The 22,221-nt window shown below is 66.9% G+C and carries 23 protein-coding genes and 1 pseudogene; 7 read left to right on the top strand and 17 right to left on the bottom strand.

Annotation, left to right across the window (positions count from 1 at the left end; translation table 11 throughout):
- Nucleotides 1-637: aldolase/citrate lyase family protein (locus tag EPO55_RS11270; protein WP_296336886.1), on the top strand; the 637-nt coding region annotated here is incomplete at its 5' end.
- A 2-nt stretch (nucleotides 638-639) separates the two neighbouring features.
- Here the strand turns inward: EPO55_RS11270 and EPO55_RS11265 are convergent.
- Nucleotides 640-2,304 carry a thiamine pyrophosphate-binding protein gene (locus EPO55_RS11265; RefSeq protein ID WP_296336885.1) on the bottom strand — a complete coding sequence of 555 codons (1,665 nt, stop codon included), beginning with the start codon at nucleotides 2,302-2,304 and terminating at the stop codon, nucleotides 640-642.
- Nucleotides 2,305-2,377: 73 nt separating this feature from the next.
- Here EPO55_RS11265 and EPO55_RS11260 point away from each other — a divergent pair, with 73 nt between their 5' ends.
- The 3 genes from EPO55_RS11260 to EPO55_RS11250 all read left to right on the top strand — a co-directional run bounded on the left by EPO55_RS11260 (nucleotide 2,378) and on the right by EPO55_RS11250 (nucleotide 6,437).
- Entirely contained in the window at nucleotides 2,378-3,844 is a 1,467-nt protein-coding gene (locus EPO55_RS11260) for an NAD(P)/FAD-dependent oxidoreductase (protein ID WP_296336884.1), read from the top strand.
- Between the two features lie 10 nt (nucleotides 3,845-3,854).
- Nucleotides 3,855-5,450, top strand: a complete 1,596-nt coding sequence (locus EPO55_RS11255; protein WP_296336883.1) for a GMC family oxidoreductase N-terminal domain-containing protein — start codon at nucleotides 3,855-3,857, stop codon at nucleotides 5,448-5,450.
- Nucleotides 5,451-5,819: 369 nt separating this feature from the next.
- On the top strand, nucleotides 5,820-6,437 hold the full coding sequence (locus tag EPO55_RS11250) for a GyrI-like domain-containing protein (protein ID WP_296336882.1): 618 nt from the start codon (nucleotides 5,820-5,822) through the stop codon (nucleotides 6,435-6,437).
- On the opposite strand, the gene EPO55_RS11245 is transcribed toward EPO55_RS11250, so the two are convergent.
- Together EPO55_RS11245 and EPO55_RS11240 are read right to left on the bottom strand one after the other, a co-directional pair.
- Complete coding sequence (locus tag EPO55_RS11245; RefSeq protein ID WP_296336881.1) at nucleotides 6,434-7,600, bottom strand: cobalamin-independent methionine synthase II family protein; 1,167 nt, start codon at nucleotides 7,598-7,600, stop codon at nucleotides 6,434-6,436. The genes EPO55_RS11250 and EPO55_RS11245 overlap by 4 nt on opposite strands.
- 162 nt (nucleotides 7,601-7,762) lie before the next feature.
- A complete protein-coding gene (locus EPO55_RS11240) occupies nucleotides 7,763-8,740 on the bottom strand; it encodes a tripartite tricarboxylate transporter substrate binding protein (protein ID WP_296336880.1) in 978 nt (325 codons plus the stop codon).
- A 61-nt stretch (nucleotides 8,741-8,801) separates the two neighbouring features.
- Here EPO55_RS11240 and EPO55_RS11235 point away from each other — a divergent pair, with 61 nt between their 5' ends.
- Both EPO55_RS11235 and EPO55_RS11230 read left to right on the top strand, forming a co-directional pair.
- Entirely contained in the window at nucleotides 8,802-9,968 is a 1,167-nt protein-coding gene (locus tag EPO55_RS11235; protein WP_296336879.1) for an acyl-CoA dehydrogenase family protein, read from the top strand.
- Nucleotides 9,968-10,408 carry an ion channel gene (locus EPO55_RS11230; RefSeq protein WP_296336878.1) on the top strand — a complete coding sequence of 147 codons (441 nt, stop codon included), beginning with the start codon at nucleotides 9,968-9,970 and terminating at the stop codon, nucleotides 10,406-10,408. The genes EPO55_RS11235 and EPO55_RS11230 overlap by 1 nt, the downstream gene beginning before the upstream one ends.
- Nucleotides 10,409-10,530: 122 nt before the next feature.
- Here the strand turns inward: EPO55_RS11230 and EPO55_RS11225 are convergent, their stop codons facing one another.
- The 4 genes from EPO55_RS11225 to EPO55_RS11210 form a co-directional block, all read right to left on the bottom strand.
- The gene (locus EPO55_RS11225) at nucleotides 10,531-12,375 is read right to left on the bottom strand and encodes an ABC transporter ATP-binding protein/permease (protein WP_296336877.1); all 1,845 of its coding nucleotides are present in this window, start codon (nucleotides 12,373-12,375) and stop codon (nucleotides 10,531-10,533) included.
- Between the two features lies 1 nt (nucleotide 12,376).
- The gene (locus EPO55_RS11220) at nucleotides 12,377-13,174 is read right to left on the bottom strand and encodes a class II aldolase/adducin family protein (protein ID WP_296336876.1); all 798 of its coding nucleotides are present in this window, start codon (nucleotides 13,172-13,174) and stop codon (nucleotides 12,377-12,379) included.
- Nucleotides 13,175-13,259: 85 nt separating this feature from the next.
- Nucleotides 13,260-13,751 (bottom strand): Lrp/AsnC family transcriptional regulator, encoded by a 492-nt coding sequence (locus EPO55_RS11215; protein ID WP_296336874.1) that lies wholly within the window; start codon nucleotides 13,749-13,751, stop codon nucleotides 13,260-13,262.
- Nucleotides 13,752-13,835: 84 nt separating this feature from the next.
- Nucleotides 13,836-14,108 (bottom strand): hypothetical protein, encoded by a 273-nt coding sequence (locus EPO55_RS11210; protein ID WP_296336873.1) that lies wholly within the window; start codon nucleotides 14,106-14,108, stop codon nucleotides 13,836-13,838.
- Between the two features lie 207 nt (nucleotides 14,109-14,315).
- Here EPO55_RS11210 and EPO55_RS11205 point away from each other — a divergent pair, with 207 nt between their 5' ends.
- Complete coding sequence (locus EPO55_RS11205; protein ID WP_296336872.1) at nucleotides 14,316-14,471, top strand: hypothetical protein; 156 nt, start codon at nucleotides 14,316-14,318, stop codon at nucleotides 14,469-14,471.
- 10 nt (nucleotides 14,472-14,481) lie between these two features.
- On the opposite strand, the gene EPO55_RS11200 is transcribed toward EPO55_RS11205, so the two are convergent.
- The 10 genes and pseudogenes from EPO55_RS11200 to EPO55_RS11155 all read right to left on the bottom strand — a co-directional run.
- Nucleotides 14,482-15,438, bottom strand: coding sequence for a TAXI family TRAP transporter solute-binding subunit (locus EPO55_RS11200; protein ID WP_296336870.1), 957 nt, complete (start codon nucleotides 15,436-15,438; stop codon nucleotides 14,482-14,484).
- 9 nt (nucleotides 15,439-15,447) lie between these two features.
- Nucleotides 15,448-16,224, bottom strand: a complete 777-nt coding sequence (gene soxA / locus EPO55_RS11195) for a sulfur oxidation c-type cytochrome SoxA (RefSeq protein WP_296336869.1) — start codon at nucleotides 16,222-16,224, stop codon at nucleotides 15,448-15,450.
- A complete protein-coding gene (soxZ, locus tag EPO55_RS11190) occupies nucleotides 16,221-16,541 on the bottom strand; it encodes a thiosulfate oxidation carrier complex protein SoxZ (protein ID WP_296336868.1) in 321 nt (106 codons plus the stop codon). The genes soxA and soxZ overlap by 4 nt, the downstream gene beginning before the upstream one ends.
- Nucleotides 16,541-16,984: a SoxY-related AACIE arm protein gene (locus tag EPO55_RS11185; RefSeq protein WP_296336866.1), complete on the bottom strand. Its 444-nt coding sequence runs from the start codon at nucleotides 16,982-16,984 to the stop codon at nucleotides 16,541-16,543. Before EPO55_RS11185 ends, soxZ begins: the two co-directional genes overlap by 1 nt.
- Nucleotides 16,985-17,407 (bottom strand): sulfur oxidation c-type cytochrome SoxX, encoded by a 423-nt coding sequence (gene soxX / locus EPO55_RS11180; RefSeq protein WP_296336865.1) that lies wholly within the window; start codon nucleotides 17,405-17,407, stop codon nucleotides 16,985-16,987.
- Between the two features lie 4 nt (nucleotides 17,408-17,411).
- On the bottom strand, nucleotides 17,412-18,671 hold the full coding sequence (locus tag EPO55_RS11175) for an NAD(P)/FAD-dependent oxidoreductase (protein WP_296336864.1): 1,260 nt from the start codon (nucleotides 18,669-18,671) through the stop codon (nucleotides 17,412-17,414).
- A gap of 14 nt (nucleotides 18,672-18,685) precedes the next feature.
- Nucleotides 18,686-18,979 (bottom strand): cytochrome C, encoded by a 294-nt coding sequence (locus EPO55_RS11170; RefSeq protein WP_296336863.1) that lies wholly within the window; start codon nucleotides 18,977-18,979, stop codon nucleotides 18,686-18,688.
- Nucleotides 18,980-21,154 (bottom strand): molybdopterin cofactor-binding domain-containing protein, encoded by a 2,175-nt coding sequence (locus EPO55_RS11165; RefSeq protein ID WP_296336861.1) that lies wholly within the window; start codon nucleotides 21,152-21,154, stop codon nucleotides 18,980-18,982. It abuts the gene before it with no gap.
- Nucleotides 21,155-21,168: 14 nt separating this feature from the next.
- Complete coding sequence (locus EPO55_RS11160) at nucleotides 21,169-21,618, bottom strand: (2Fe-2S)-binding protein (RefSeq protein ID WP_296336860.1); 450 nt, start codon at nucleotides 21,616-21,618, stop codon at nucleotides 21,169-21,171.
- 101 nt (nucleotides 21,619-21,719) lie between these two features.
- Nucleotides 21,720-22,221: pseudogene (locus EPO55_RS11155) on the bottom strand (redoxin domain-containing (seleno)protein); the annotation flags it as partial.

Raw genomic sequence — 22,221 nt, 5'->3', positions numbered from 1 at the left:
CGAGACGGCCTGCGAGATCTCGGTGGCCGCCCAGGATTCCGGTATCGCGCCGATCGTGCGCGTGCCCTACGGCGAACTCGCCATGGCAACGCGCGTCCTTGACGGCGGCGCGCTGGGCATCGTGATCCCCCATGTCGACACCGCCGAGGAGGCCAAGGAAATCGCCGACCGCCTGCGCTACCCGCCGAACGGTCATCGTTCGGTCGGCGGTGGCCAGGCGCAGTTCGACTATGCACCGATGCCGATGGGTGAGATGACCAAGCGGAGCGACGCCAATACGCTGATCACCGTAATGATCGAGACACCCAAGGCGGTGAAAAACGCCGAGGCGATTGCGGCGGTCCCGGGCATCGACTGCCTGCTGGTCGGCGCTAGCGACCTATCGATGGAATTGGGCATCCCCGGCCAGACCGGACACGAGAAGGTCCAGGCCGCGGTCGACAAGGTGATCGCGGCTTGCAAGAAACACGGCAAATGGCCGGGCATGGGCGGCGCCTACAGCGAAGAGCTGCTGGAACTCTACATCGGCAAGGGCATGAAGCTGCTGCTGGCCGGCAACGACCTGCCCATGCTGACCAACGCCGCCCGCACGCACCAAGCGAAGGTTCGCGCGTTCCAGAAGATGCGAAAGAAGTAGTTTTAGCGCTTCCCTTCGATCTCGATCTCGATCAGGTGCGGCTTGCCGGTCTTGAAGGCAGCCGCCACGGCGGCCTTGATGTCGTCGGCCTTGGCGACGTAAGTGCCGGCCACGCCCATGCCCTTGGCCATGTCGACGAAGCCCATGGTCGGGCTGCCGAGATCCATGTGCATATAGGGCTTGTTCGACTTTACGTCGAAGCGCGCGCGATAGGCGTCGATGTTGTGCTTCAGCACGCGATATTCGCGGTTGGCCAGGATCACGAACACGATCGCGAGATCATGGTGCGCCGCGGTCCATAGCGCCTGGATGGAATACATCGACGAGCCGTCGCCCGAGAGGCAGAGCACCGGCCGCTTGGGTTGGGCCACCGCCACGCCGATGGCGCCCGCCAGCCCCTGTCCGATGCCGCCGCCGCGGCCGCTGAAGTAGTCGTCGGCGCCCGCAAAGGTGAAGGTCTTGAAGAGATCGAGGTTGGCCGTGATCGTCTCGTCCGCCATGATCGCATTCTCCGGCGTGCCGGCGCGAATCTCCGCCATGGCACGCGCCATCGACGTCGGCGTGCGCGCCCAGGCCTTCTCGACGCGAGCCTTCTGGGCCGCGGCCTCGGACTCCTTGAGCGCCTGCAATGCCGCGTTGCGCTTGGCGGCCGCGGCGTCGAACTCCTTGCCGGCGACCGTCGCCAGGGCGACATCCAGCGCCGCAAGGCCCGCGCCGACGTCGGCCACCACGCCGGCATCGAGGGCAAAATTGTAGGCGAGACGCGAGGGCGCGGCCTCGATCTGCAGCGCCTTGCAGCCCGCAGGGAAAGGTGAGCCCGGCGCGTACCATACTTCCTCGAAAAACGGACCGCCCACCATCAGCACGAGATCGTTGTCGGCGAACTGCTTGGCGACGCCCGGGGCGTCGAAGGCGAGCGTGCCACGGGCGGAAGCATGGTCGGTTGGAAAGGAGTTGCGACCGCGCAGCCCCTCGAACCACACCGAGGCGCCGAGCTTCTCGGCGAGCTTGACCAGCGTGTCTCCGGCGCCGGCCCGCGCGACATCGTCCCCGGCGACGATGGCCGGGCTCGTCGATGCCAGTAGCAGTCTCGCCATGGCGGCGATGCCCGCCGGATCGGGCCGGGTCGCTGCGAAGGAATGGCCGGGCTTGCCGGCGGGGATGCTGGTCTCCTGCTCCATGACGTTGATCGGCAGCGCCACGAACACCGGCCCGGCCGGCGCTTCGTTCGCGATCTTGAAGGCGCGCTGCAGGATCGGGCCCAGTTCGTCGGCGGTTTCGACCTGCACACTCCATTTGGTGACGGGCGCCGCGATGGCCGCAAGGTCGTGGCCCAGCACGGGATCACGCAACCTGAGCCGCGTGTCCTGCTGCCCCGCCGTCACCACCATCGGCGAATTGTTCTTCAGTGCGCCATAGATCATGCCGACGGCGTTGCCGAGGCCCGGCGCCACATGGAGGTTCACGAACGCCGTTTTGCCGCTCGCCTGGGCATAAAAGTTCGCCGCACCGGTCGCCACGCCTTCGTGCAGATGCACGATGTACTGGATCTGCGGATAATCGAGCAGCGAGTCGAGCAACGGGCTCTCGGTCGTGCCAGGATTGCCGAAGATGCGATCGACGCCGTGATTGAGCAGCGTCTCGAAGAAGACCTGACGACCGCGCATGGCATATTCTCCCCGGGCATTTCTCAGCAGAGTAGGCCCTGCTATTGAGAGGGCAGAAGGTGAGAAGCACGGCATGGATGGTGTTGTCGAGGGTGATCAAGGCTTAGCCGCGCTGCGGAAGACCGCGCGCCACGACCTCGCCCGGTTGAACTACCCGGCGGCCAACTGGGTGCCCGAACGCGCCGGGCCCGACGGCACGCGGGTCCTCGACGTGCTGGTGGTGGGCGCCGGCATGTGCGGCCAAACCGTGGGCTATGGCCTGCTGCGCGAGGGCATTGGCAATATCCGCGTCATCGAACGCGAGACGCACGGCCGCGAGGGGCCGTGGAACACCACGGCGCGCATGCCGATCCTGCGCTCGCCAAAGCACCTGACCGGCCCCGATCTCGGCGTCCCCTCCCTCACCTTTCGCGCCTGGTACGAGGCTCAGCATGGCGCTGATGGCTGGGAGAAGCTCTACAAGATCGCACGTCTCGACTGGCTCAACTATCTCCTGTGGGTACGCGAGGCCGTGGGCCTAAGAGTCGAGAACGGCGTCGGCCTGCTCAAGGTCGAGCCGGCGGGCGATCTGTTGCGCGCCGATCTCTCGAATGGCGAAACCGTGCATGCCCGCAAGGTCGTGCTGGCCAACGGCCGCGACGGTTCGGGCGGCTTCCGCTGGGCGTCTTTTCCCTCGTTCGATCCTGAAAGTCCCATCCGCCGCGGCCGCGTGTTCCATACGCTGGAGGACATCGATTTCGCCAAGCTCGCGGGCAAGCGCATCGGTGTGCTGGGCGTGCTGGCAACGGCGATCGATAACGCCTGCACCGCACTCGAAGCGGGCGCCGCCGAGGCGGTGTGCTTTGCCCGCCGGCCCCACCTGCCGCAGGTCAACAAGTCCAAGGGCGTGTCGTTTCCCGGCTTCCAGCGCGGCCAGGGCATGCTCGACGACGACTGGCGCTGGAAGATCTACACCTACATGCTGGCCGCCGGCTCGCCGCCGCCGCATGAATCGGTGCTGCGCGGCCAGAAGCTGCCGGGCTTTTCCTTCCGCTTCGCCGAGCCGTGGTGCGACGTAATCGTCGACGAGGACGGCGTCACGGTGAAGACGACCAAGGGCACCGAGCGTTTCGACGTCGTGCTGTTCGGCACCGGCTTCGACATCGACATGGGCCGCGTCAAGGAAATCGCGGCGTTCACCGCCAACGTGAAACTGTGGGCCGATGTGCGCAGCGCCAACGAGGTGAAAGCCAACGCCGAAGCGGCGCGCTATCCCTACCTCGGCCGCGGTTTCGAGCTTGAGGAGAAGGTGCCGGGCCGGACGCCGGGCCTCGACAACATCCATCTCTTCAACTGGGGCAGCATCCTGAGCCAGGGGGCGCTCGCAGGCGACATCCCCGGCCTCCATGTCGGCGCCACGCGGCTGGTGCAGGCGCTCTCGCAGGCGCTCTTCACCGCGGACATCGAACGGCATGTGCAGAACATGCACGCCGTGGAAGACCCCGAACTTGCCCCCACCAACTACTTCGTGCCGCGCGACAAGCGCGCCGGCACCCTCTAGGGAGAACGCGATGCAGGCGGACTACGTTGTCGTGGGCGCGGGCTCCGCCGGTTGCGTCGCGGCCGCACGCCTGTCGGAGACCGGCGCCTCGGTGGTGCTGCTCGAAGCCGGCCCCTCCGACTGGCATCCCATGATCCACATTCCGGCCGGCATGCGCTCGCTGATCCGCAACCCGCTGGTCAACTGGAACTTCACCACCGAGCCCGAGAAGGGCACCGGCGATCGCCGCATGGAATGGCCGCGTGGCCGCACGCTGGGTGGCTCGAGCTCGATCAACGGCATGCTCTATGTCCGCGGCGCCCCGGCTGATTTCGACGGCTGGGCCCAGATGGGCTGCCGCGGCTGGAGCTACGACGACGTGCTGCCCTACTTCATGCAGTCCGAGGACTATATCCAGGGCGGCGATCCCACCGTACGCGGCCAGGGCGGGCCGCTGAAGGTCGAGGACTACCGCACCGTCCTGCCCCTCACCCACCGCTTCGTCGAAGCCGCCCAGCAGGCAGGCTTCCCCTTCAATCCCGACCTCAACGGCAAGACGCGCGCGGGCGTCGGCTACTCGCAGATGACGCGGCGCGGCCGCTTCCGCGGTTCCACGGCCCAGACTTTTCTGCGCGAAGCCAAGGGACGGCCCAACCTCAGGGTCGAGACCAACGCCCAGGCGGGCAAGCTGCTGTTCGAGGGCAAGCGCTGCGTCGGCGCCACCTTCCAGCGCGGCGGCCAGCTCCACGAGGTGCGCGCCAATCGTGAGGTGATCGTGAGCGGCGGCACCATCAACTCGCCGCATATCCTGCAGATCTCGGGCATCGGCCCCGCCCAGCACCTCCAATCGCTCGGCATCCCCGTCGTGCACGACCTGCCCGGCGTCGGCGCCAACCTGATCGATCACTACGTCATCCGCGTCGTCCATCGCGTGCACGATGCCGAGACGGTGAACGAGATCGCCCGCTTCCCGCGCGTGCTGCCGGAGATCCTGCGCTTCTTCTTCACCGGCAAGGGCGCGCTCACCTTCGGCGTCACCACCTCGCAGGTCTTCTGCGACAGCCGCGAGGGCCTCGCCTCGCCCGACCTGCAGCTGCTGTTCACGCCGGGCAGCACCCATCCGCTGAAATTCGGCCAGCTCGACGAGAAACCCGGCATGAGCTGCGTCGTCTGCGTCGTAAAACCCGACAGCCGCGGCACCATCATGGCGGCCTCCGCCGATCCCTTCGCCCGGCCGGCGATCAAGCCCAACTACCTCACCACCCACACCGACGAGCTCGCCCTGCTGGGTGGCGTCCGCCACGTCCGTCGCATCTTTGCGGCGGCGGCGCTCGCCCAGCACAGTTCCGGCGAGATCCAGCCCGGACCGGACATCACGAGCGACACCGACCTGCTGGCCTATGCCCGCCGCGCCGGCAACACGCTCTATCACCCGGTCGGCACCTGCCGCATGGGCGAGGACCCGCGCGCCGTCGTCGACTCCCGCCTGCGCGTGCGCGGTATCGAGGGCCTGCGCGTCATGGACGCCTCGGTGATGCCGACGTTGACCACCGGCAACACCAACGCTCCCACCATCATGATCGCCGAGAAGGGCGCGGCGATGATCGCTGAGGACGCCAGGACCTGAGCCGGATTGGACCGGTTTTTGGCACACGTCGTTGTGCCACGCGGTGTCCCGCTGCCTGTGCCAAAAAGCAGGGTCAAGCCCTTGATCCAGCTGTCCAATCACCCCCCGATGACCTGTGCCACCGACGCCCGTCCTTCGCCGGGATGAGAGTGCCGCTGCTGTCGGCCAAAACAGCCGGAAATGGACCAAGAAAAACGCCCGGAACGGAGACCGTTCGGGCGTTGCCAGCAGTGCCTGCACAGAGGCTCCGACTGTAGCAGAAATCTATCACAAAACCTGCTGAACTTGCAACTTTTACTACATAGTCTTTTTGCCCCCGACGATGCGGTAGAATAGAGCCTCATCGACCATGGGCCAGGGCGATCGACAGTGGAAAAGATAGACTTCAGGAAGAGCTTGCCGGCTCTCTACAAGCCGCCGGTCGATCGCTTCGTGTCCGTGGACGTTCCGGCGATGCAGTTCGTCAAGGTCGACGGCAAGGGCGATCCCAACACGGCGCCGACGTACAAGCAGGCGATCGAGTGGCTCTATGCGGTGAGCTACGCCATGAAGTTCGCGGCCAAGGCAGCGAAGGGCAAGGACTATGTGGTGCCGCCACTCGAAGGCCTTTGGTGGGCCGACGATCCCGCCGATTTCGTCGCGCGCCGCAAGGAACGCTGGTGCTGGACCATGATGATCATGGCGCCCGAGTTCATCGACCTGGCGCTGTTCGAGGCGGCCGTCGAAAAATCGAAGAAGAAGCTCGGCGCCCCGCCCGCCAGCCTGCGGTTCGAGAGGCTGGAGGAAGGAACCGCGCTGCAGATCCTGCACGTCGGCAGCTACGACGATGAAGGGCCTGTCCTGGCGCGGCTTCACGACCAGGAGATGCCGTCGCGGGGCCTCGCCTTTGCCGGCCCCCACCACGAAATCTATTTGAGCGATGCCCGCAAGACCGCGCCCGCCAAACTGAGGACCATCCTGCGCCAGCCGGTCAAACGCGCGCGCTAGACCTTCGCGCCCCACAGCCGGCGCGTGGCGAGGGCGGCGCCTTCGCTGCAGCTCCTGAGCTTGGCCCAGACCACGTCCTCGGTGACCATCTCGCCACCGGCGAAAGTGCAGAAGCCGCAATCGCTCGAGGCGATGACGCGGCTCCTGTCGCCCACGGCGTCGACCGCCTCGCAGATGCGGTTGGCGATCACCTCGGGATGCTCGACGAAGCTGGTGGTCGAGTCGATCACACCGGGCAGCAGCAGGAAGCCGTCGGGCAGCTTGTTCTTCTTGAGCGCGGCGTACTCGTGCTGGTGGCGCGGGTTGGCGAACTCGATGGAGAGCGCGCCGACCTTGGCCTGGTAGAGCGCCGGCAGGATGTAGTGCATCGGGATGTCGTCGACGTGCGGGCCCTCCCAGTTGCCCCAGCAGCAATGAAGCCTGACGCGCTCGCGCGGGATGCCGGCGAGCGCCTCGTTCAGCGCCGCGACATGCATGTCGACGATCTTCAGGAACTCGGGCGTGCTCTTGTCCTGGAACAGGGTGGTGCGTTCCATGGCGAGGTCGGGTGCATCGATCTGCAGGATGAAGTCGCGCGCGATCAGCTCGTATTCCTTGGCGATCTGACGGGCCAGGGCGAAAACATAGGCCTCGTGGCTGTCATAGTGCGCATTCAACAGGGTGGTGGCGATGATGCCGGGCGACGGCGCCGTCATGAACGTCTCGACGGGCTTCCCGGCCTGTTGGGCGAGTGCGGCCTTGAACAGGCGGCATTCCTCCTCGGCCGAACGGAGATCGTCATAGACGACTTCGCCGATGGCCTGCGGCGCATTGCGGACCTTGGTGCGCCGGGGCGCGTTGCGGGCCCACTGGGCGGCGAACATCGGGAAGTTCGCGTAGTCGGTCGGCGACGGCCGCTTCGATTCGCCGCCAAAGCCCTTCATGCGCTGGGCGACATAGGTCTGGAAGCCGACTCGCGGCTGCTCGCCGTCGTTCACGATGTCGATCCCGGCTGCGCATTGCTCGGCCACGACATGATGCACGGCTTCCTCGCCAAGGCGGGCCAGCCGCGTTTGGTCGATCGCCTCACCCGCCTCGTCGCGGATCAGGAGATCGCTGAGCTCCGCGCTCCGCGGCAGACTGCCGACGTGCGTGGTGAGGATGCGATCGTCGCTGCGGCGCATTGGCTTCTCCTCCGAACTCTTCTCTGCCCCCGCTTGCGGGGGAAGTCGGCGCGGGTCGGCGCTGTTTACAGCGCCTTTGCCGGAAGGGGGTCTTCGGCTTCCGAGAGTTGACCCCCTCCGCCCCTGTGGGGCACCTCCCCCGCTTCGCGGGGGAGGAGAATCTTAGTCCACCGTGGCGCCCGCGGCCTTCACCACCACGGCCCACTTGGCGCGGCCTTCCTTCACCGTCGCCTTGAACTGCTCGAGCGTCTCATAGCGCGGCGTATTGCCGAGCGCGACGAGCTTGGCCTTGACCTCGGGATCCTCGAGCGCGGTCTTGAGCGCGGCGTTCATTTTCTGGGCGATGGCGGGCGGCAGGTTCTTCGGCCCGAAGATGCCGAACCAGGTGTAGCTCTCGTAGCCCGGCAGGCCCGCCTCGGCGATGGTCGGCAGGTCGGGCATGACAGCGACGCGCTTGGGAGTCGTGACGCCGAGCAAGCGGACCTGGCCTGCCTTGGCGTACGGCAGCATCGCCTGCAGGAGCGGGAAGCTGCAGCAGGTCTCGCCCTTGATCAGCGAGTTGGTGGCATCCGGCCCGCCCTTGTAGGGCACGTGCACCATGTCGAGGCCGGCCTGCTTCACGAAGGCGGCGAAAGCGAGATGCGTGCCCGTGCCGTTGCCGGTCGAGCCGTAGCTGTACTTGCCGGGGGCGGCCTTCACCTTGGCGATGAAGTCCTTCACATCCTTGGCGTCGATCACCAAAGGATTGATGGCGAGCACGTTCGGAATGTCGGCGAGCGTCGTGATCGGGGTGAAGTCCGCCTCGACGTCGAACGACAGCTTCGTGTAGAGCGCGGGATTGATGCCGTGCGTCGCCGCCGTGCCGAGCAGGAAGGTGTAACCGTCGGGCGCCGCGCGGGCCACGACCTCGGACGCGACGTTGCCGCCGGCACCGCTCTTGTAGTCGATGACCAGCCGCTGCCCGAGTGACTTCTCGAGCGAGGGTTGGAGGATACGCGCCACCACATCGACGCCGGAGCCGGCGGGGAACCCCATGAGAATGGTGACGGGTTTGGCCGGCCAATCGGATCCTTGCGCCTGCGCCTGAACCGAAACCGCAGAGAGGAAGAGCGCGAACGCGCCCAGCAGAAGTCTCAGCATGCGTGTCTCCTAATGCTCCGTGATTTGGATACTATGCTGCGGCAACGCAGAGGGAAACGCCATGGGCTACATGACCGACGAGCGCCGCATGATCCAGGAGACGGCGCGCGCCTTCGCGATGAAGGAGGTGCTGCCGATCGCGAACAAACTTGATCCCGAAAAGGGCGATATTCCGCAGGAACTGATCAAGAAACTGGCGGATATGGGCTATTTCGGCATCGTCATCCCCGAGGAGCACGGCGGGATGGGCCTGGGCGTGTTCGAATATTGCCTGATCACCGAGGAGCTGGCGCGGGCCTGGATGAGCGTGGCCTCCCTCATCGCCCGCGGCAACGGCCTCTCGGCCGGCCGCGGCATGACCGAGGCGCAACGCAAGGTGTTCCTGCCGCGCGCCGCGCGCGGCGAGTTCCTGGGCGCCGCGGCCATGTCCGAACCCAACGTCGGCTCGGACCTCGGCAGCATCTCCTGCCGCGCCAAGAAAGACGGCGACGATTGGGTGATCAACGGCAACAAGTACTGGTGCACGTTTGCCGATGGTGCCGATTACATCATGCTGGTGGCGCGAACCTCGGACTCGCCCGATCCCAAGCGCAAGCATGTCGGCCTCTCCTCCTTCCTGATCGAGAAGCCGCGCGGCCAACTCCCCAAGGACGTGAAGGGCGCACCGATCCCGAAGATCGGCTATTTCGGCTGGAAGACCTGGGAGCTCGCCTTCGACGACTGCCGCCTGCCCGCCTCGGCGCTGATCGGCGAGGAAGGCCGCGCCTTCTATTACATCTCGGCCGGGCTCGAGCGCGCCCGCGCCCACACCGCGGCCCGCGCCATTGGCCTCGCCCGCGGCGCGCTGGAGGATGCGACGGCCTATGCCCAGGAGCGCCGCCAGTTCGGCCAGGCGATCGGCGACTTCCAGAACACGCGCTTCCGGCTCGCCCGCATGGCGACCGAGATCGAGGCGGCGCGCCAGCTCATGTATTTCGTCTGCGACGAGATCGACCAGAAGCGGCGCTGCGACAAGGAAGCGGCGATGGTAAAGTTCTTCGCCTCCGAGATGGCCGAGCGCGTGACGTCGGAGGCGCTACAAGTGTTCGGCGGCGCGGGCTACACGACCCTGCACGCCGTCGAGCGCTACTGGCGAGACGCCCGCCTCACCAAGATCTTCGAGGGCACGTCGGAAATCCAGCAGCGCATTATCTCCGACCATCTGCTGGGCAAGCCGAAAGCAGCCTGATGGACGACCTCTCCCCGCTCGGCCGCGTCCTGCGCGGCGTCGCCATGGTCATCGCCACCGGCACGGTGCAGGTGATGGCGCAGCTCGCGCTCAGCCGCCTAATGGATATCATCCCGACGCCGAAGCTCTCGACGCACCAGACCTCCTACATGATCCTGCACAGCGTGCTGGCCGTCCTGGTCCTGATGGCGGGCCACGCGCTCCAGGTCACGATGTGGGCGGTGCTCTACTACGACTGGGGCGAACTCGGCAGCTTCGCCCATTCGTTCTACTTCTCGCTCGCCAGCTTCACCACGCTGGGCGCCAACGACCTCACTCTCTCGAACGGCCATCGCATCGCCGGCGCCGTCGAATCGGCAGTCGGCATGCTGATGTTCGGCTGGTCGACGGCGCTGCTGGTCCGCGTGGTCCAACGCACGGACCGCAACTACCAGAAGTGAAGACCCCCTCCGCCCCGTAAGACGGGGCACCTCCCCCGCAGACGGGGGAGGAGTTTGAAAAATATTCTCCTCCCTCGCGAAGCGGGGGAGGTGCCCGCAGGGCGGAGGGGGTCGAACGAACCCTAACGCCCCAGCAAGTTCGCCCTGACGTTCGCCCAGAAGCCCGGTGTCGTCGGTGTCGAGCGGCTGGCGGCGGCCATCTTGCGGTAGAGGTCGCCCAGCGAGCGCGTGCCGGCCTGGGCCCTGAGCTTGGTGCCCTCCGTCCCCGGCACCAGGGTCAGCTCGCGGGTATGGAACAGCTCGAGACCGGGCCGATGGCCGATGCTCACCACCGATGTCTCGGGCAGCTCCTCGATCAGGAGCTTCATGACGTTCTCCTGGCCGGCCTCGTCGAGCGCCGAGGTCGCCTCGTCCATGAAGATCCAGTCGGGCTTGTGGACCAGGACGCGCGCGAAGGCGACCCGCTGCTGCTCGCCACCCGACAGGATGTGATCCCAACGCTCGGTCTCGTCGAGCCGGTCGCGCAGGTGATCGAGGCCGACCTTGTGCAGCATGTCCTTCAGCGCCTCGTCGCTGATGCCCTCCGGTGCAGTGGGATAGAGCATGACGTCGCGCAGGGTGCCGAGCGGGAAATAGGGCTTCTGCGGCATGAAGGTGATCGCGCCGGTCGGCAGGTGGATGGCGCCGCGGCCCCACGGCCAGACTCCGGCCACGGCCCGCATGATGGTGCTCTTGCCACTGCCGGACTGGCCACGGATCAACACGCGCTCGGGGCGCTGAATCGTGACTTCGGCCTCCGCCACCAGCATCTCGCCGTCGGGCCTGGCGACACCCAGTTCGCGCATGATCAAGAGATCGGACTCGCCCGCCGGATGGACGACGATCCGCGCATCGTCCGGCGCCTCGGCATCCTCTTCCAGGTCGGTGAGCGCCACGTGCAGATGCACGACGCGATCAGTCGAAGCGCGCCAATCGGCGAACCTGGGGAAATTGTCGATCAACCACGACAGCGCCCACTGCACGCTGGAGAAGGCCTGTGCCGTCTGCATCAGGCCGCCCAGCGCAATCTCGCCGCCGAGATAGCGCGGCAGCGCCACGATCAGCGGCACGATGGGAGCGAGATAGGCCAACGAACTTGTCAGCAGGGAGAGGTTGCCCTGGCCGCGTGTCTGGACGTTCCATGCCGCGCGCAGGTCGAACAGCGAGCCGCGCAGCCGCTCACGCTCGTCATCCTCCCCGCGCATCAGGGCGATGCCCTCGGCATGCTCGCGCGATCGGGTCAAGCCGGAGCGGAAATCGGCCTCGCGGCTCTGGCGCACGTTGCCGGCATGGATCAGGCCGCGGCCCAGCGCATAGGTCAGCAGCGAGCCGATCAGGGCATAGGCCACGGCGCACCAGACCATGTAGCCCGGCAGATCGAATTCGAGACCACCGATCCTGATCGGCATCGTGCCCGACAGGATCCAGAGGACGCTGAGGAAGGTGAAGAGTTGCAGCACGCACTGGAGAATGCTCTGGGCGAACTCGACGGCGAGCTCGGTCGAGACGCGGATATCCTCGGCGATGCGGCCGTCGGGATTGTCGACTTCCTCGGCCAGCATGCCGAGCTGGTACTGGCGGCCCGAATTCAGCCAGCGCCGGACAGTGACGTGCGACAGCCAGGACCGCCAGTTGATCTGCAGCCGGCGCTTGACGTGGAGCTGGATGGCGACGGCCAAGCCCGCTGAAGCCACGATGGCAGCCAGCACCCAGAGCAGCTGCATGAGCTGCGCAGTGTCTTTCTTGTCGAGCGCATTGAAGAAATCGCGATTCCAGATGTTGAGCCAGAGCGCGATGCCAACATTGACGACACCGAGCAACACCATGCCGCCGGTCAAGCCCCAGGCGACGAGGCGATATCCGGGCGCGGTCCAGTAGCCGCTGGCAACGGCCGCAAAAGCGCGTACCGAGCTGTGCGGCGTATCCAAATTAGTCGCGGAAGCTGGGGTCGATACGGTCGAGCTTGCGCAACAAGGCCGGCCAGTCGAGCAGGCCGAACGGCCGGCGCGTCTTGGGCTGGTACATGGTGTAGGTGTCTTCGACCACCTTCTCCGGCACACGCACCATCTGCGTGTTGCAGGACATGGCGGCGATCTGGGTTTTGCACGAGAGCTCGAGCCGGTGCATGGCGTTGAACGCCTCGGGGATCGTGGCGCCGGTCGTCAGCAGGCCGTGGCTGCGCAGGATCAGCGCATTGTTGTCGCCCAGGCTCTTGGCCAGCGCCTCGCGCTCGGCGGTGTCGAGCACCACGCCGGTGTAGTCGTGATAGCTGATCTTGGCGAAGCGCATCGAGGTCTGGGTGTTAGGCAGCAACCCGCACTCCAGGGTCGAGACGGCCATGCCGGCGTAGGTGTGGGTGTGGATGATGCAATTGACCTCGGGCTTGGCCATGTGGATCGCCGAGTGGATGACGAAGCCGGCACGATTGACGCCGTAGTCGAGGCCGTCGGGGAACTCGGGCTTGGCGAGGACATTGCCCTCGTGATCGATCTTGAGCAGGCTCGAGGCGGTGATCTCCTCGTAGAGCAGCCCGTAGGCGTTGATCAGGAAGGCATGGGGCTCGCCCGGCACGCGCATCGAGATGTGGTTGGCGATCAGGTCGGACATGCCGTAGTGCGCGATCAGGCGGTAGCAGGCGGCGAGATCGACGCGGGCCTGCCACTCCTCCGGCGAAACCTTCGAACTGAGATGGGCGACTTTCGAAGGCTTGAGGGCGTGCACGGTCATTGTAACGCTCCGGGGTGGAAAATGGTTGCGAACGGTAACCCCGGAGAGCCCCCGCCGGAAGGGCTTTGGGCCGCGTGGCGAGGGGTCAGAGCTTCTTCTTGGCCGCGGCCGGGCTACGCGGCTCGGCGGGGAGCGGATAGGCCGTGGTGGACTTGACCCGCTCCATGGAGAAGCGGGAGGTCACGTTCTTGAGCGGCATGGTGTCGATCAGGCGCTTGTAGAAGGCGTCGTAGGCCTGCATGTCGGGCACCGCCACGCGCAGCATGTAGTCGATGTCGCCGGCCATGCGGTGGAACTCCATCACCTCGGGCATGGCGGTAACGGTCTGGGCGAACTTCGCGAGCCAGGCCGAGGAATGATCGCCGGTCTCGATCGAGACGAACACGCTGAGGCCGACGCCGATCGATTCGGGCGAGATCAGCGCTACGCGCTTCAGGATGACGCCGGTCTTCTCCAGGCGCTGGATGCGCTTCCAGCACGGGCTTTGCGACAGCCCGACGCGATGGGCGATCTGCGCCAGCGACAGGCTGGCGTCTTCCTGGAGAAGCACCACGATCTTCCGGTCGATCGCATCCATTTTTCAAGCACCCATGATGAGCAGCCGGCCCACTGTCGGACCTGCCGCCTCAAATCTCAACCAGGCAAAATCTCAACAGGTGGTTCAGGTCGGCAGCGATTCCAGGCGGACCGGGAAACCCAGCCTGAGGCCGAGCGTGGCGGCCAGCGCCTCGATGTCGCCGTCCAGCGGGCCGGCATAGGCGACGAGCCGAGGATCGGCACCGTTGAACCAGGCCAACCGCCGGGCGCCGGCTTCGCACAACAGCGTGCCGACCACACGGCCTCCGACCGAAATCGTCCAGAGGGCGGGCTCATCGCAGTCCGTAAAAAGCAGGCGGGTCGCGCGGGCGACGATATCGCTGGCAAGGTCGAGCATGCCCCGACTCTAGGGGCCGCCGCAGCACGCAGGCAATGAAACCGGCGGCCGAATTGGCCCCGCTGCGCAGGAGGAAAAACTCCATGTCCGGCCCACGGGAGAATTTTTGTCTGCCGGCGGTGACGGCGCGAAACGGCTGAATTACGCTTGGGCAAATACGGGCCCGGCCGCGAGAGCCCGACCACGCACCAGCGGAGGCATGTCGCGATGGCCCCGACCAACCGTCTCATCGAAGCCCGCCGGGCCGAACTCCGGGCAGAGGCCGAAGCCGGCAAGCGCCGCGACGCCAAGGCAAAGCCCGAGGCCAACCGCCGCGGACCACGGACCGAGCGGCCAAAGACGCGACCGAAGGCGAAGGCCTAGGGTCCGGCCGCTAGGGCAGAAGCTTGATTTCCCTGTAGTAGGCCGCGACGCCCGGCTGCAGCGTGTCGGGGCGCGGCAGGGCCGCCAGCGTGTTCTTCGCCGTCGTTTCCGAGAGCTGCTGGGCGTGCGCGCCGCTGCGCTCGACGTTGTCCAGCGCGGCAGCCAGGCGACGGCCGACACTGTCGGGCAGGCCGGCGCGTGCGAGCACGAAGCTCCAGGACCCCACCGTGGGCAGCGCCTCGTCCTGGCCGCGATACATGCCGGCCGGCAGGGTCAGGCGCCGCAGGAAGCCATGCTTGGCCACGATGCGGTCGATCTCGCCGGCGGTGGGCACGATGAAGCGGGCGCCGTGAACGCTGTTGGCGACGGCGACGAAGCCCGGCCAGCGGACGCCACCGCCCCACAGGGCGGCGACCTGGCCGTCGATCACCATCGCCGGACCGTCGCCGGCGCGCTCGAGATAGACCGGCTCGAAATCCTTCGCGGCATCGAGACCGATGCCATCCACCACGGTACGGCCCAGGATGACGAGGCCGGAGCCGCGCGCACCCCAGGCGATGGCCTGGCCCTTGAGATCGACGATGCTGCGATAGCGGCTGTCGGCCCGCACGACGAACATGCCGGGCGAGGCATACATCGCGGTGACGACCTTGAGCGTGGTCGGCGGCCGGTCGGTGGCGAAGAAGACGCTTTGCGCCACCTCGCCCTGGACCAGCGCGAGGTCGAGCTTGCCTTCCTCCAGCAGCGGTACGTTTTCAGTGCTGCCCTTGGTGTTGACCTCTTCGATGACGAGCGTCGGATCGACCGCCTTGATCGCCTTGATGAAGGCCGCGCCATAGACCGGGAAGCCGCCGCCGGCGGTGGCCGTGCCGAGCTTGAGGGGTAGTTGCTGCGCGCCCGCAGTCGCGCTCACGAGCGCAAGTCCCGGCAGGGCGGCGAGCAGCGGGCGGCGTCCGACATGGCGCATGATCTCATCCTAAGGTCTCACGCCGGGCGATTCGAGGGTCATGCCCCTGGCCCGGTCCATCAGGAACAATTCGAGCATGACATACTCGGGCGCATCGTAGGCATAAGCCTCGGCCCGGATGCCGACGAGGCAATTGCGCAGGCGGCGTTTGAGCGAGCCCAGCGCCTGCCATTCCAGCCGGTAGATCGGATAGCCGGTGGGATGGGCCTCCGGGATCGTCACGCCGGCGAGCTTCTTGCCAGCATTGTCGTCGTGGCAGATGGCACAGGACAGGTTGAGCTGGCCCTGGCGCGCCCGGTAGATCTCCGCGCCGCGCGCGCGAAAGGCGCCAAGCCGCGGATCGGCCGGCGGCGCGATCGGCATGCCGCGCGACTGGTGCGCGACATAGGCTTCTAGCGCCAACAGCTCGCGACTCTCGGGCGGCAGACGCTCGGCCTTCTGGTTCTCGGTCCGGCAGAGATTGATGCGGCCTTCCAGATCGAGCGGCGCCTCGGCGCCTTGGGGGATGGCGGGATAGCGCGCGGCCACACCCTTCATGCTGGTAGCGGCGCTGCCATGGCAATCGGCGCAGGACTTGTCGGCGGCCCCGGCGGCCTTCGCCCAGAACTGGCCCCCCAGCTGCACGAACAGCATGCCGGGGTTGGCGGTGTCGTCGTCCTGCATCTTCTGCAGCGCCTCGCCCATGTCCTGATGGCCGGAACGCCGCTTGTCCGTCGCGACCCGCGCCGCCGCCCAGGAGGCCGCGAAGACGATCACGAGGCCGAAGGCGATGCGCAGTAGCTTCATTCGACGGCGATTGCGACCCGCTCCTCGACGACGAGGCCTTCATCGCCGGTCCAGCGCAGGCGGACGGTGCCGCTTTCGGCCGCCATCGCAAAGAAGGAGACGAAGGGGTTGGCAGAGATCGCGGGCGACATGTCCATGCTGAAGATCTCCGCATCGTTCCACGTCGCGGTGAAGCGCTCGATGATGTTGCGCGGGATGATCTTGCCCATGGTGCCAGGGCGGAAGCCGGTCTCCATGGGATGCAGGATCAGCGCCTTGATCTCGACGACGGCGCCGCGTTTGGCCGTCTTGGGCGCGTTGACGAGGACGTTGGCCATCAGGTCGACTCCTCGAGGCAGGCGGCGAGCGTCACGATCACGTCGGCGCTGGCACTCCAGAATTTGCCGTCGCTGGTCTCGGCGATGGCCACGATCTTCTGGCTGTCGCCCAGCTTGATGCGCGTGCCGACCGTGGCCTTGCCATTGCGGGCCGAGAGCCTGGCGGAAAAGACATTGGGCTGCGGGTTCTTCTCGTTGAAGACATGGATCGCCTTCACATGGTCGGCGACCGTCATCGGGCTCTCGACCGACACCACGAGCGGCACGGTATTGCCGTTCTCGATCAGCGGCGGCAGGTCGAGCGTGACCCGGCCTTCGGTGACGGCAGCATCGCCCACGACCTTCCTGATCGCCTCGGCCATGGCTTCGGGCGTGGCCGAAGCGGGACCGAACGGCAGGACGACGATGGCCGCAGTGCCGGCGAGGAAACGACGTCGATCCATTCAATCCTTCAGGGTTGCGAGGTAGGCCACGACGTCCTCGACCTGCGCGGCCGACAGGATGGTCTTGCCTTCGAAATTCCGGGCGACCTGCTGCAGGCCGGTCGCCCGATAGTAGGGCGGCATGATCGTGTCGGCATTGAGACGCGCGCCGTCGACGATGCGCAACCGCAATTGTCCCTCGGACCAGCGCGATCCGGCGCCGGCCAGGGTGGGCGCGAGATCGCCCTGGAAGCGCTCCTCGGCGATCGGGCCGGAATGGCAGAGCAGGCAGAGCCCGACGCTGCGGTTGGCGACGATCGCCCGGCCGCGGCCGGCATCGCCCGGCTGGCCGGTAAGCGAGGCCGGGATGGCGTCGCCCACGACCTGTTGCGCGGCAGCAGCGGGCGCAAGGAAAGCCAGAACGGCGGCAAGCAAGGCCCGCACGGCGTCAGCCGAAGGTCTCGGCGGTGATGGTGCGGAACCAGCTCGCGGCATAGAGCGCTTCCTGGCCGCGCAGGCCGCCCACGGCCTCGAGTGCGCTCACCCCGCCCGCACCCGGCACATCGGTGAGCTGGCCCTTGTCCGGTCGATAGACGCCGGCGACGGAGATGCCGTAGTCGGCGGCCAGCAGGCTGTAGCAGGTGTTGATCAGGATCGGGTCCTGCGGCTTGACGCCAGCCAGCAGCGCGACGATGGCGGCGGCGCAGACCTTGGCCTGGGCGTTGGCCGAGAAGGCGGACTTGGGCATGCCGCCCATGATGGCGGCATCGCCCAGGACATGGATGCCGGGCCTGAGCGTCGATTCGAAGGCCACCGGCTCGACCGGGCACCAGCCGGTGCGGTCGGCGACGCCCGCCTGGCCGGCGATGGCGCCGGCCCGCTGCGGCGGGATGACGTTGGCGACGGCGGCCTTGTGGCTGCCGAACTCGGTCGTGAAGGTGAGCGTCGCAGGATCGACCGAGGTCACCTTGCCGCCCTTGGACAAGGGCACCCATTCGATCGCGCCGGGATAGAGCTCGGCCCAGCCATTCTGGAACAGGCGCTGCGTGGAGAAGGCGTCCTTGGCGTCGAGCAGCAGCAGCTTCGACTTGGGCTTCCAGATCTTCATCCAGTAGGCGATCAGGCTGGCGCGCTCGTAGGGGCCGGGCGGGCAGCGGTAGGGATTGGCTGGCGCCGACATCACGACCAGGCCGCCATCGTCCATGGCCTGGAGCTGGTTTCGCAGCAGCACGGTCTGGGCCCCGGCCTTCCAGGCATGCGGCATCTTCTGGGCGGCGGCCTCGTCATATCCCGGCAAGGCGCCCCAGTTGAAGTCGATGCCGGGCGACATCACCAGCCGGTCGTAGGAGAGGCGGTTGCCGTCGGCGAGCGTCACCGTCCTGGCCGTCGCATCGACGGCGGTGGCGCTGGTCTCAGCCACGGTGACGCCGGCGCGCTTGACGCCATCGTAACGGAACTCCTGCTGCGAGATCTCGCGCAGGTTGGCGAGCACGGAGTTGCTGAACGGGCAAGAAGTGTAGACCGGGTTGGGCTCGACCAGGGTAACGTCGAGCCTGGGCGCGAGCGCCTTCAGCGTGCGCGCCGCCGTGGCGCCGGCAAAGCCGCCGCCGATCACCACGACCTTGCCGGCCGTCGACTGCGCGGAGGCGATGGCGGGCGCCAGGCCCAGCACGGCCGCGCCCTTGAGGAATGTGCGCCGCGTCGTCATGCGCTACTCCCCTCTCATTCGGGTTGGGCGGCAAACCAGGCCGCGATGGCGTTGGTCTGCTGGTCGTCGAAGCCCTTGGCGATACGTCCCATCACGCTGGAGGGCCACGCCCCGCTTCGGTACTCGCGCATGAAGGTGACGATATCGGCGGCCTTGCGGCCGGCAATGCGCGGGATCACCGAGTCGGCGATCTTCGTCGTGGCATGGCAGCCGGTGCAGGAACTCGCACCAGGTGGCGCATCGGCCGCCTGCGCCGGGCCGGCCAGCAGCAACGCTGAGGCCAGCACCGGCAGCAGAACTCGGCCCATCTACGCGCCTTTCTTCAGCTCGTGATGCATCAGCGGCAGGTTGCGCACGCGCTTGCCGGTCGCCCGGGCAATCGCATTCAGCACCGAGGGCGCGGCCACGGCGATGGTCGGCTCGCCGACGCCGCCCCAGAAATCGCCGGTCGGGACCAGCACGGTCTCGACCTTCGGCATCTCGTCGATGCGCAGCATGTTGTAGCTGTCGAAGTTGGTCTGCTCGACGGCGCCGTCCTTGACCGTGATCTCGCCGTAGAGGGCCGCCGACAGGCCGTAGGCGAACGAGCCCGCGACCTGGCGCTCGATCTGCGCCGGGTTGACCACGTGGCCGCAATTGGTCGCGGCGGTGATCTTGTGGATCTTGAGGTGGCCGTCGGCGCTCACCGAGACTTCGGCCACGCCCGCGACATAGCTGCCGTAGCCCATGACCTGGGCCAAGCCATGGAAGTGGCCGGCGGGCAGCGGCTTGCCATAGCCCGCCTTGTCGGCCGCCGCCTTCAGCACCGCCGCCCATTTGGGCTTCAGCAGCTTCATGCGGAAGGCCAGCGGATCCTGGCCCGCCGCGTCGGCGAGCTCGTCCATGAAGCATTCCATGTAGACGGCGTTCTGGTTCACGTTCACGCCGCGCCAGAAGCCCGGCGTGATGTGCGGATTGCGCATCGCATGGTCGATCAGCAGGTTCGGCACGTTGTAGCCATAGGCCGCCTCGACGCCGCTCGCCATCAGGCCCTGGAACGTCGCGGGATCCATGCCGTTCACCAGGTTGCCCGGCAGCAGCGAGGCCAGGATCGACTGGCCGGAGATGCGGACCCGCAACCCGACCAGGTTGCCCTGGGCATCGAGGCCACCTGTGAGCTTGCACATCGTGATCGGATGATACTGGCAGTGCGTCATGTCCTCTTCACGCGACCAGATCAGCTTGATTGGCGTGCCGGGCATCTCCTTGGCGACCAGCACGGCCTGGCGGACGTAGTCGGAGCGGCCGCGCCGGCCGAAGCCGCCGCCCAGCAGCTGCTTGAAGACATCGCACTTGGCGACCGGCAGGCCGGACGCCTCGGAGGCGGCCGCGAGTGCCGCCTCGCCGTTCTGCGTGCCGCACCAGACCTCGCACTTGTCGGCCGTGACGCGCGCGGTGGCGTTCATCGGCTCCATGGTGACGTGGTGCTGGTAGGGGAAGCTGTAGATCGCCTCGACCTTCTTGGCGGCGCCATCGATTGCGGCCTTGGCGTCGCCCACCTTGTTGCCGACGAAGGCTTCCTGCGCGACGAGCCCCTCCGTCAGCATCTGGGTAATGGTCTCGCTCGAGACCTTGCCGAGCTCGCCGATGTCCCAGTCGGTGGGGAGCGCGGCGAGCGCGGTGCGGGCGTTCCAATAGGTGTCGGCCACGACCACGACGGCATTGCCGTCGATTGCCACCACCTTCTTGACGCCCGGCATCTTCTCGATCTTGGCGGCGTCGAAGCTCTTGAGCTTGCCGCCGATCACCGGACAGGCACGCACGGTGGCGACCAGCATGCCGGGCAGCACGAGGTCGATGCCATAGATCTGCTTGCCCGTAACCTTGTCGACCGTGTCCAGCCGCTTGACCGGCTTGCCCGCGATCTTCCAGTCCTTGGGATCCTTGAGCTTCACTTCCTTGGGCGGTTCGAGCTGGGCGGCCGCCGCGGCGACCGCGCCGTAGGTTACCGTCTTGCCCGAAGCCTTGTGGGTGATGACGCTATTGGACGCGGTGAGCTCGGCGGCCGGCGCCTTGAGTTGTGCCGCCGCCGCCGCGATCAGCATCTCGCGCGCCATGGCGCCGCCTTCGCGGACATACTGGTTGCTCTCGCGGATGCCGCGACTGCCGCCGGTCGAGAAGTTTTTCCAGACTCGGTTGCGCGCGACGTTCTCGGCGGGAGTCGGATACTCCCAGGTGACCTTGCTCCAGTTGCACTCGAGTTCCTCGGCCACGAGCTGGCAGAGGCCGGTAAGCGTGCCCTGCCCCATCTCGGAGCGGGCGATGCGGATCACCACCTTGTCGTCGGGATGGATCACCACCCAGGCGTTCAGTTCCTTGACGGTCTGGGCATGCGCCGCGCCGTCCTCGAAGGGGATGTGGAAGCCCAGCGAGAAACCACCGGCGACGGCGGCGCCGCTGACCAGGAAACCGCGACGGCCGAGAGACGTCTGATGAATCGTCATGATGCGTCCTCCCCTCAGGCCTTGGCCGCGGCGTGGATCGCTTCACGCACCTGCTGGTAGGTGCCGCAGCGACAGATGTTGGTCATGGCCGCGTCGATGTCGGCGTCGGTCGGCTTGGGCTTGGCGGCGAGCAGCGCGGTGGCCGCCATCACCATGCCGCTCTGGCAGTAGCCGCACTGGGGCACATCGACCGCCACCCAGGCGGCCTGGATCTTGTTCAGCTGGCCGTTTGCCGCGAGACCTTCGATGGTCGTGACCTTGCGGTTGCCGACCGAGTTCGCGGGCACCTGGCAGGAGCGCGTTGCCACGCCGTCGATCAGCACCGTGCAGGCACCGCACTGGGCAATGCCGCAGCCATATTTCGTGCCGGTGAGTTTGAGTTGCTCGCGCAACACCCACAGCAGCGGGGTACGCGGATCGGCGTTGTGATTGAGCGCCTTGCCGTTCACGTTGAGCACAGCCAACCCGGTCTCCCGTTGTTTGGAGTATGTCGGGCAGCCTAGCCGAGGCGGCACACGCCGCATAGCAACTGCATCGCCTTCACGGAGGTGTGATTGACGACCGCCTAGATTTTGGGCGGCGGATAGTACGGTTGATCGCCCAGCGCCTGCACGCGCTTCCAGAACTCGGGGCCGGACGCCTTGCCGACCTCGTCGAGATCCGCCGCCTGGCGCCACATGCTCCACGACTCCGGATGCAGCCGGCTCGCGACCTCGAGCTGGCGATCGCCCTCGGCGGCGCGACCATTCGTACGCAGCCAAACGCCGAGCCGGAACCGCGCCCGCGCCTCGGCGATTTCGGGCGTCACCTTGGGCAGCCCGGCGCGCGCGGCGTCGGCGGCCAGCGCATGCTTTCCTGTCGTCACCCAGGCGCGCACGGCATCGAGATAGGCTTGGCGGGCGGCCAGCCGCTCGGCCTGGTCCTCCGGTGTCATGGTCCTGGTCTTGAGATCCATGCGACGGAAATGGTCGGTCGAGCCCGCGGTCTCCGGCGGACGCACGATTCTGCCCTGCTCGTCGATCCAGATCGCCTGCGGCACGTTCACGAGATTGTAGAGGTCTTCCAGG

Source organism: Reyranella sp. (assembly GCF_004296935.1).
Taxonomy (GTDB): Bacteria; Pseudomonadota; Alphaproteobacteria; order Reyranellales; family Reyranellaceae; genus Reyranella.
Note: the sequence above shows the minus strand (reverse complement) of the source record. Positions and strands in the feature narration are given on the sequence as shown.

Bases quoted from the DNA above. Each gene is read 5' to 3' on its own strand.
- EPO55_RS11265 (WP_296336885.1), bottom strand. From the start codon at position 2,304: ATGCGCGGTCGTCAGGTCTTCTTCGAGACGCTGCTCAATCACGGCGTC.
- EPO55_RS11260 (WP_296336884.1), top strand. From the start codon at position 2,378: ATGGATGGTGTTGTCGAGGGTGATCAAGGCTTAGCCGCGCTGCGGAAG.
- EPO55_RS11255 (WP_296336883.1), top strand. From the start codon at position 3,855: ATGCAGGCGGACTACGTTGTCGTGGGCGCGGGCTCCGCCGGTTGCGTC.
- EPO55_RS11245 (WP_296336881.1), bottom strand. From the start codon at position 7,600: ATGCGCCGCAGCGACGATCGCATCCTCACCACGCACGTCGGCAGTCTG.
- EPO55_RS11240 (WP_296336880.1), bottom strand. From the start codon at position 8,740: ATGCTGAGACTTCTGCTGGGCGCGTTCGCGCTCTTCCTCTCTGCGGTT.
- EPO55_RS11235 (WP_296336879.1), top strand. From the start codon at position 8,802: ATGGGCTACATGACCGACGAGCGCCGCATGATCCAGGAGACGGCGCGC.
- EPO55_RS11230 (WP_296336878.1), top strand. From the start codon at position 9,968: ATGGACGACCTCTCCCCGCTCGGCCGCGTCCTGCGCGGCGTCGCCATG.
- EPO55_RS11220 (WP_296336876.1), bottom strand. From the start codon at position 13,174: ATGACCGTGCACGCCCTCAAGCCTTCGAAAGTCGCCCATCTCAGTTCG.
- EPO55_RS11215 (WP_296336874.1), bottom strand. From the start codon at position 13,751: ATGGATGCGATCGACCGGAAGATCGTGGTGCTTCTCCAGGAAGACGCC.
- EPO55_RS11210 (WP_296336873.1), bottom strand. From the start codon at position 14,108: ATGCTCGACCTTGCCAGCGATATCGTCGCCCGCGCGACCCGCCTGCTT.
- EPO55_RS11205 (WP_296336872.1), top strand. From the start codon at position 14,316: ATGGCCCCGACCAACCGTCTCATCGAAGCCCGCCGGGCCGAACTCCGG.
- EPO55_RS11200 (WP_296336870.1), bottom strand. From the start codon at position 15,438: ATGCGCCATGTCGGACGCCGCCCGCTGCTCGCCGCCCTGCCGGGACTT.
- soxA (WP_296336869.1), bottom strand. From the start codon at position 16,224: ATGAAGCTACTGCGCATCGCCTTCGGCCTCGTGATCGTCTTCGCGGCC.
- soxZ (WP_296336868.1), bottom strand. From the start codon at position 16,541: ATGGCCAACGTCCTCGTCAACGCGCCCAAGACGGCCAAACGCGGCGCC.
- EPO55_RS11185 (WP_296336866.1), bottom strand. From the start codon at position 16,984: ATGGATCGACGTCGTTTCCTCGCCGGCACTGCGGCCATCGTCGTCCTG.
- EPO55_RS11175 (WP_296336864.1), bottom strand. From the start codon at position 18,671: ATGACGACGCGGCGCACATTCCTCAAGGGCGCGGCCGTGCTGGGCCTG.
- EPO55_RS11170 (WP_296336863.1), bottom strand. From the start codon at position 18,979: ATGGGCCGAGTTCTGCTGCCGGTGCTGGCCTCAGCGTTGCTGCTGGCC.
- EPO55_RS11165 (WP_296336861.1), bottom strand. From the start codon at position 21,154: ATGACGATTCATCAGACGTCTCTCGGCCGTCGCGGTTTCCTGGTCAGC.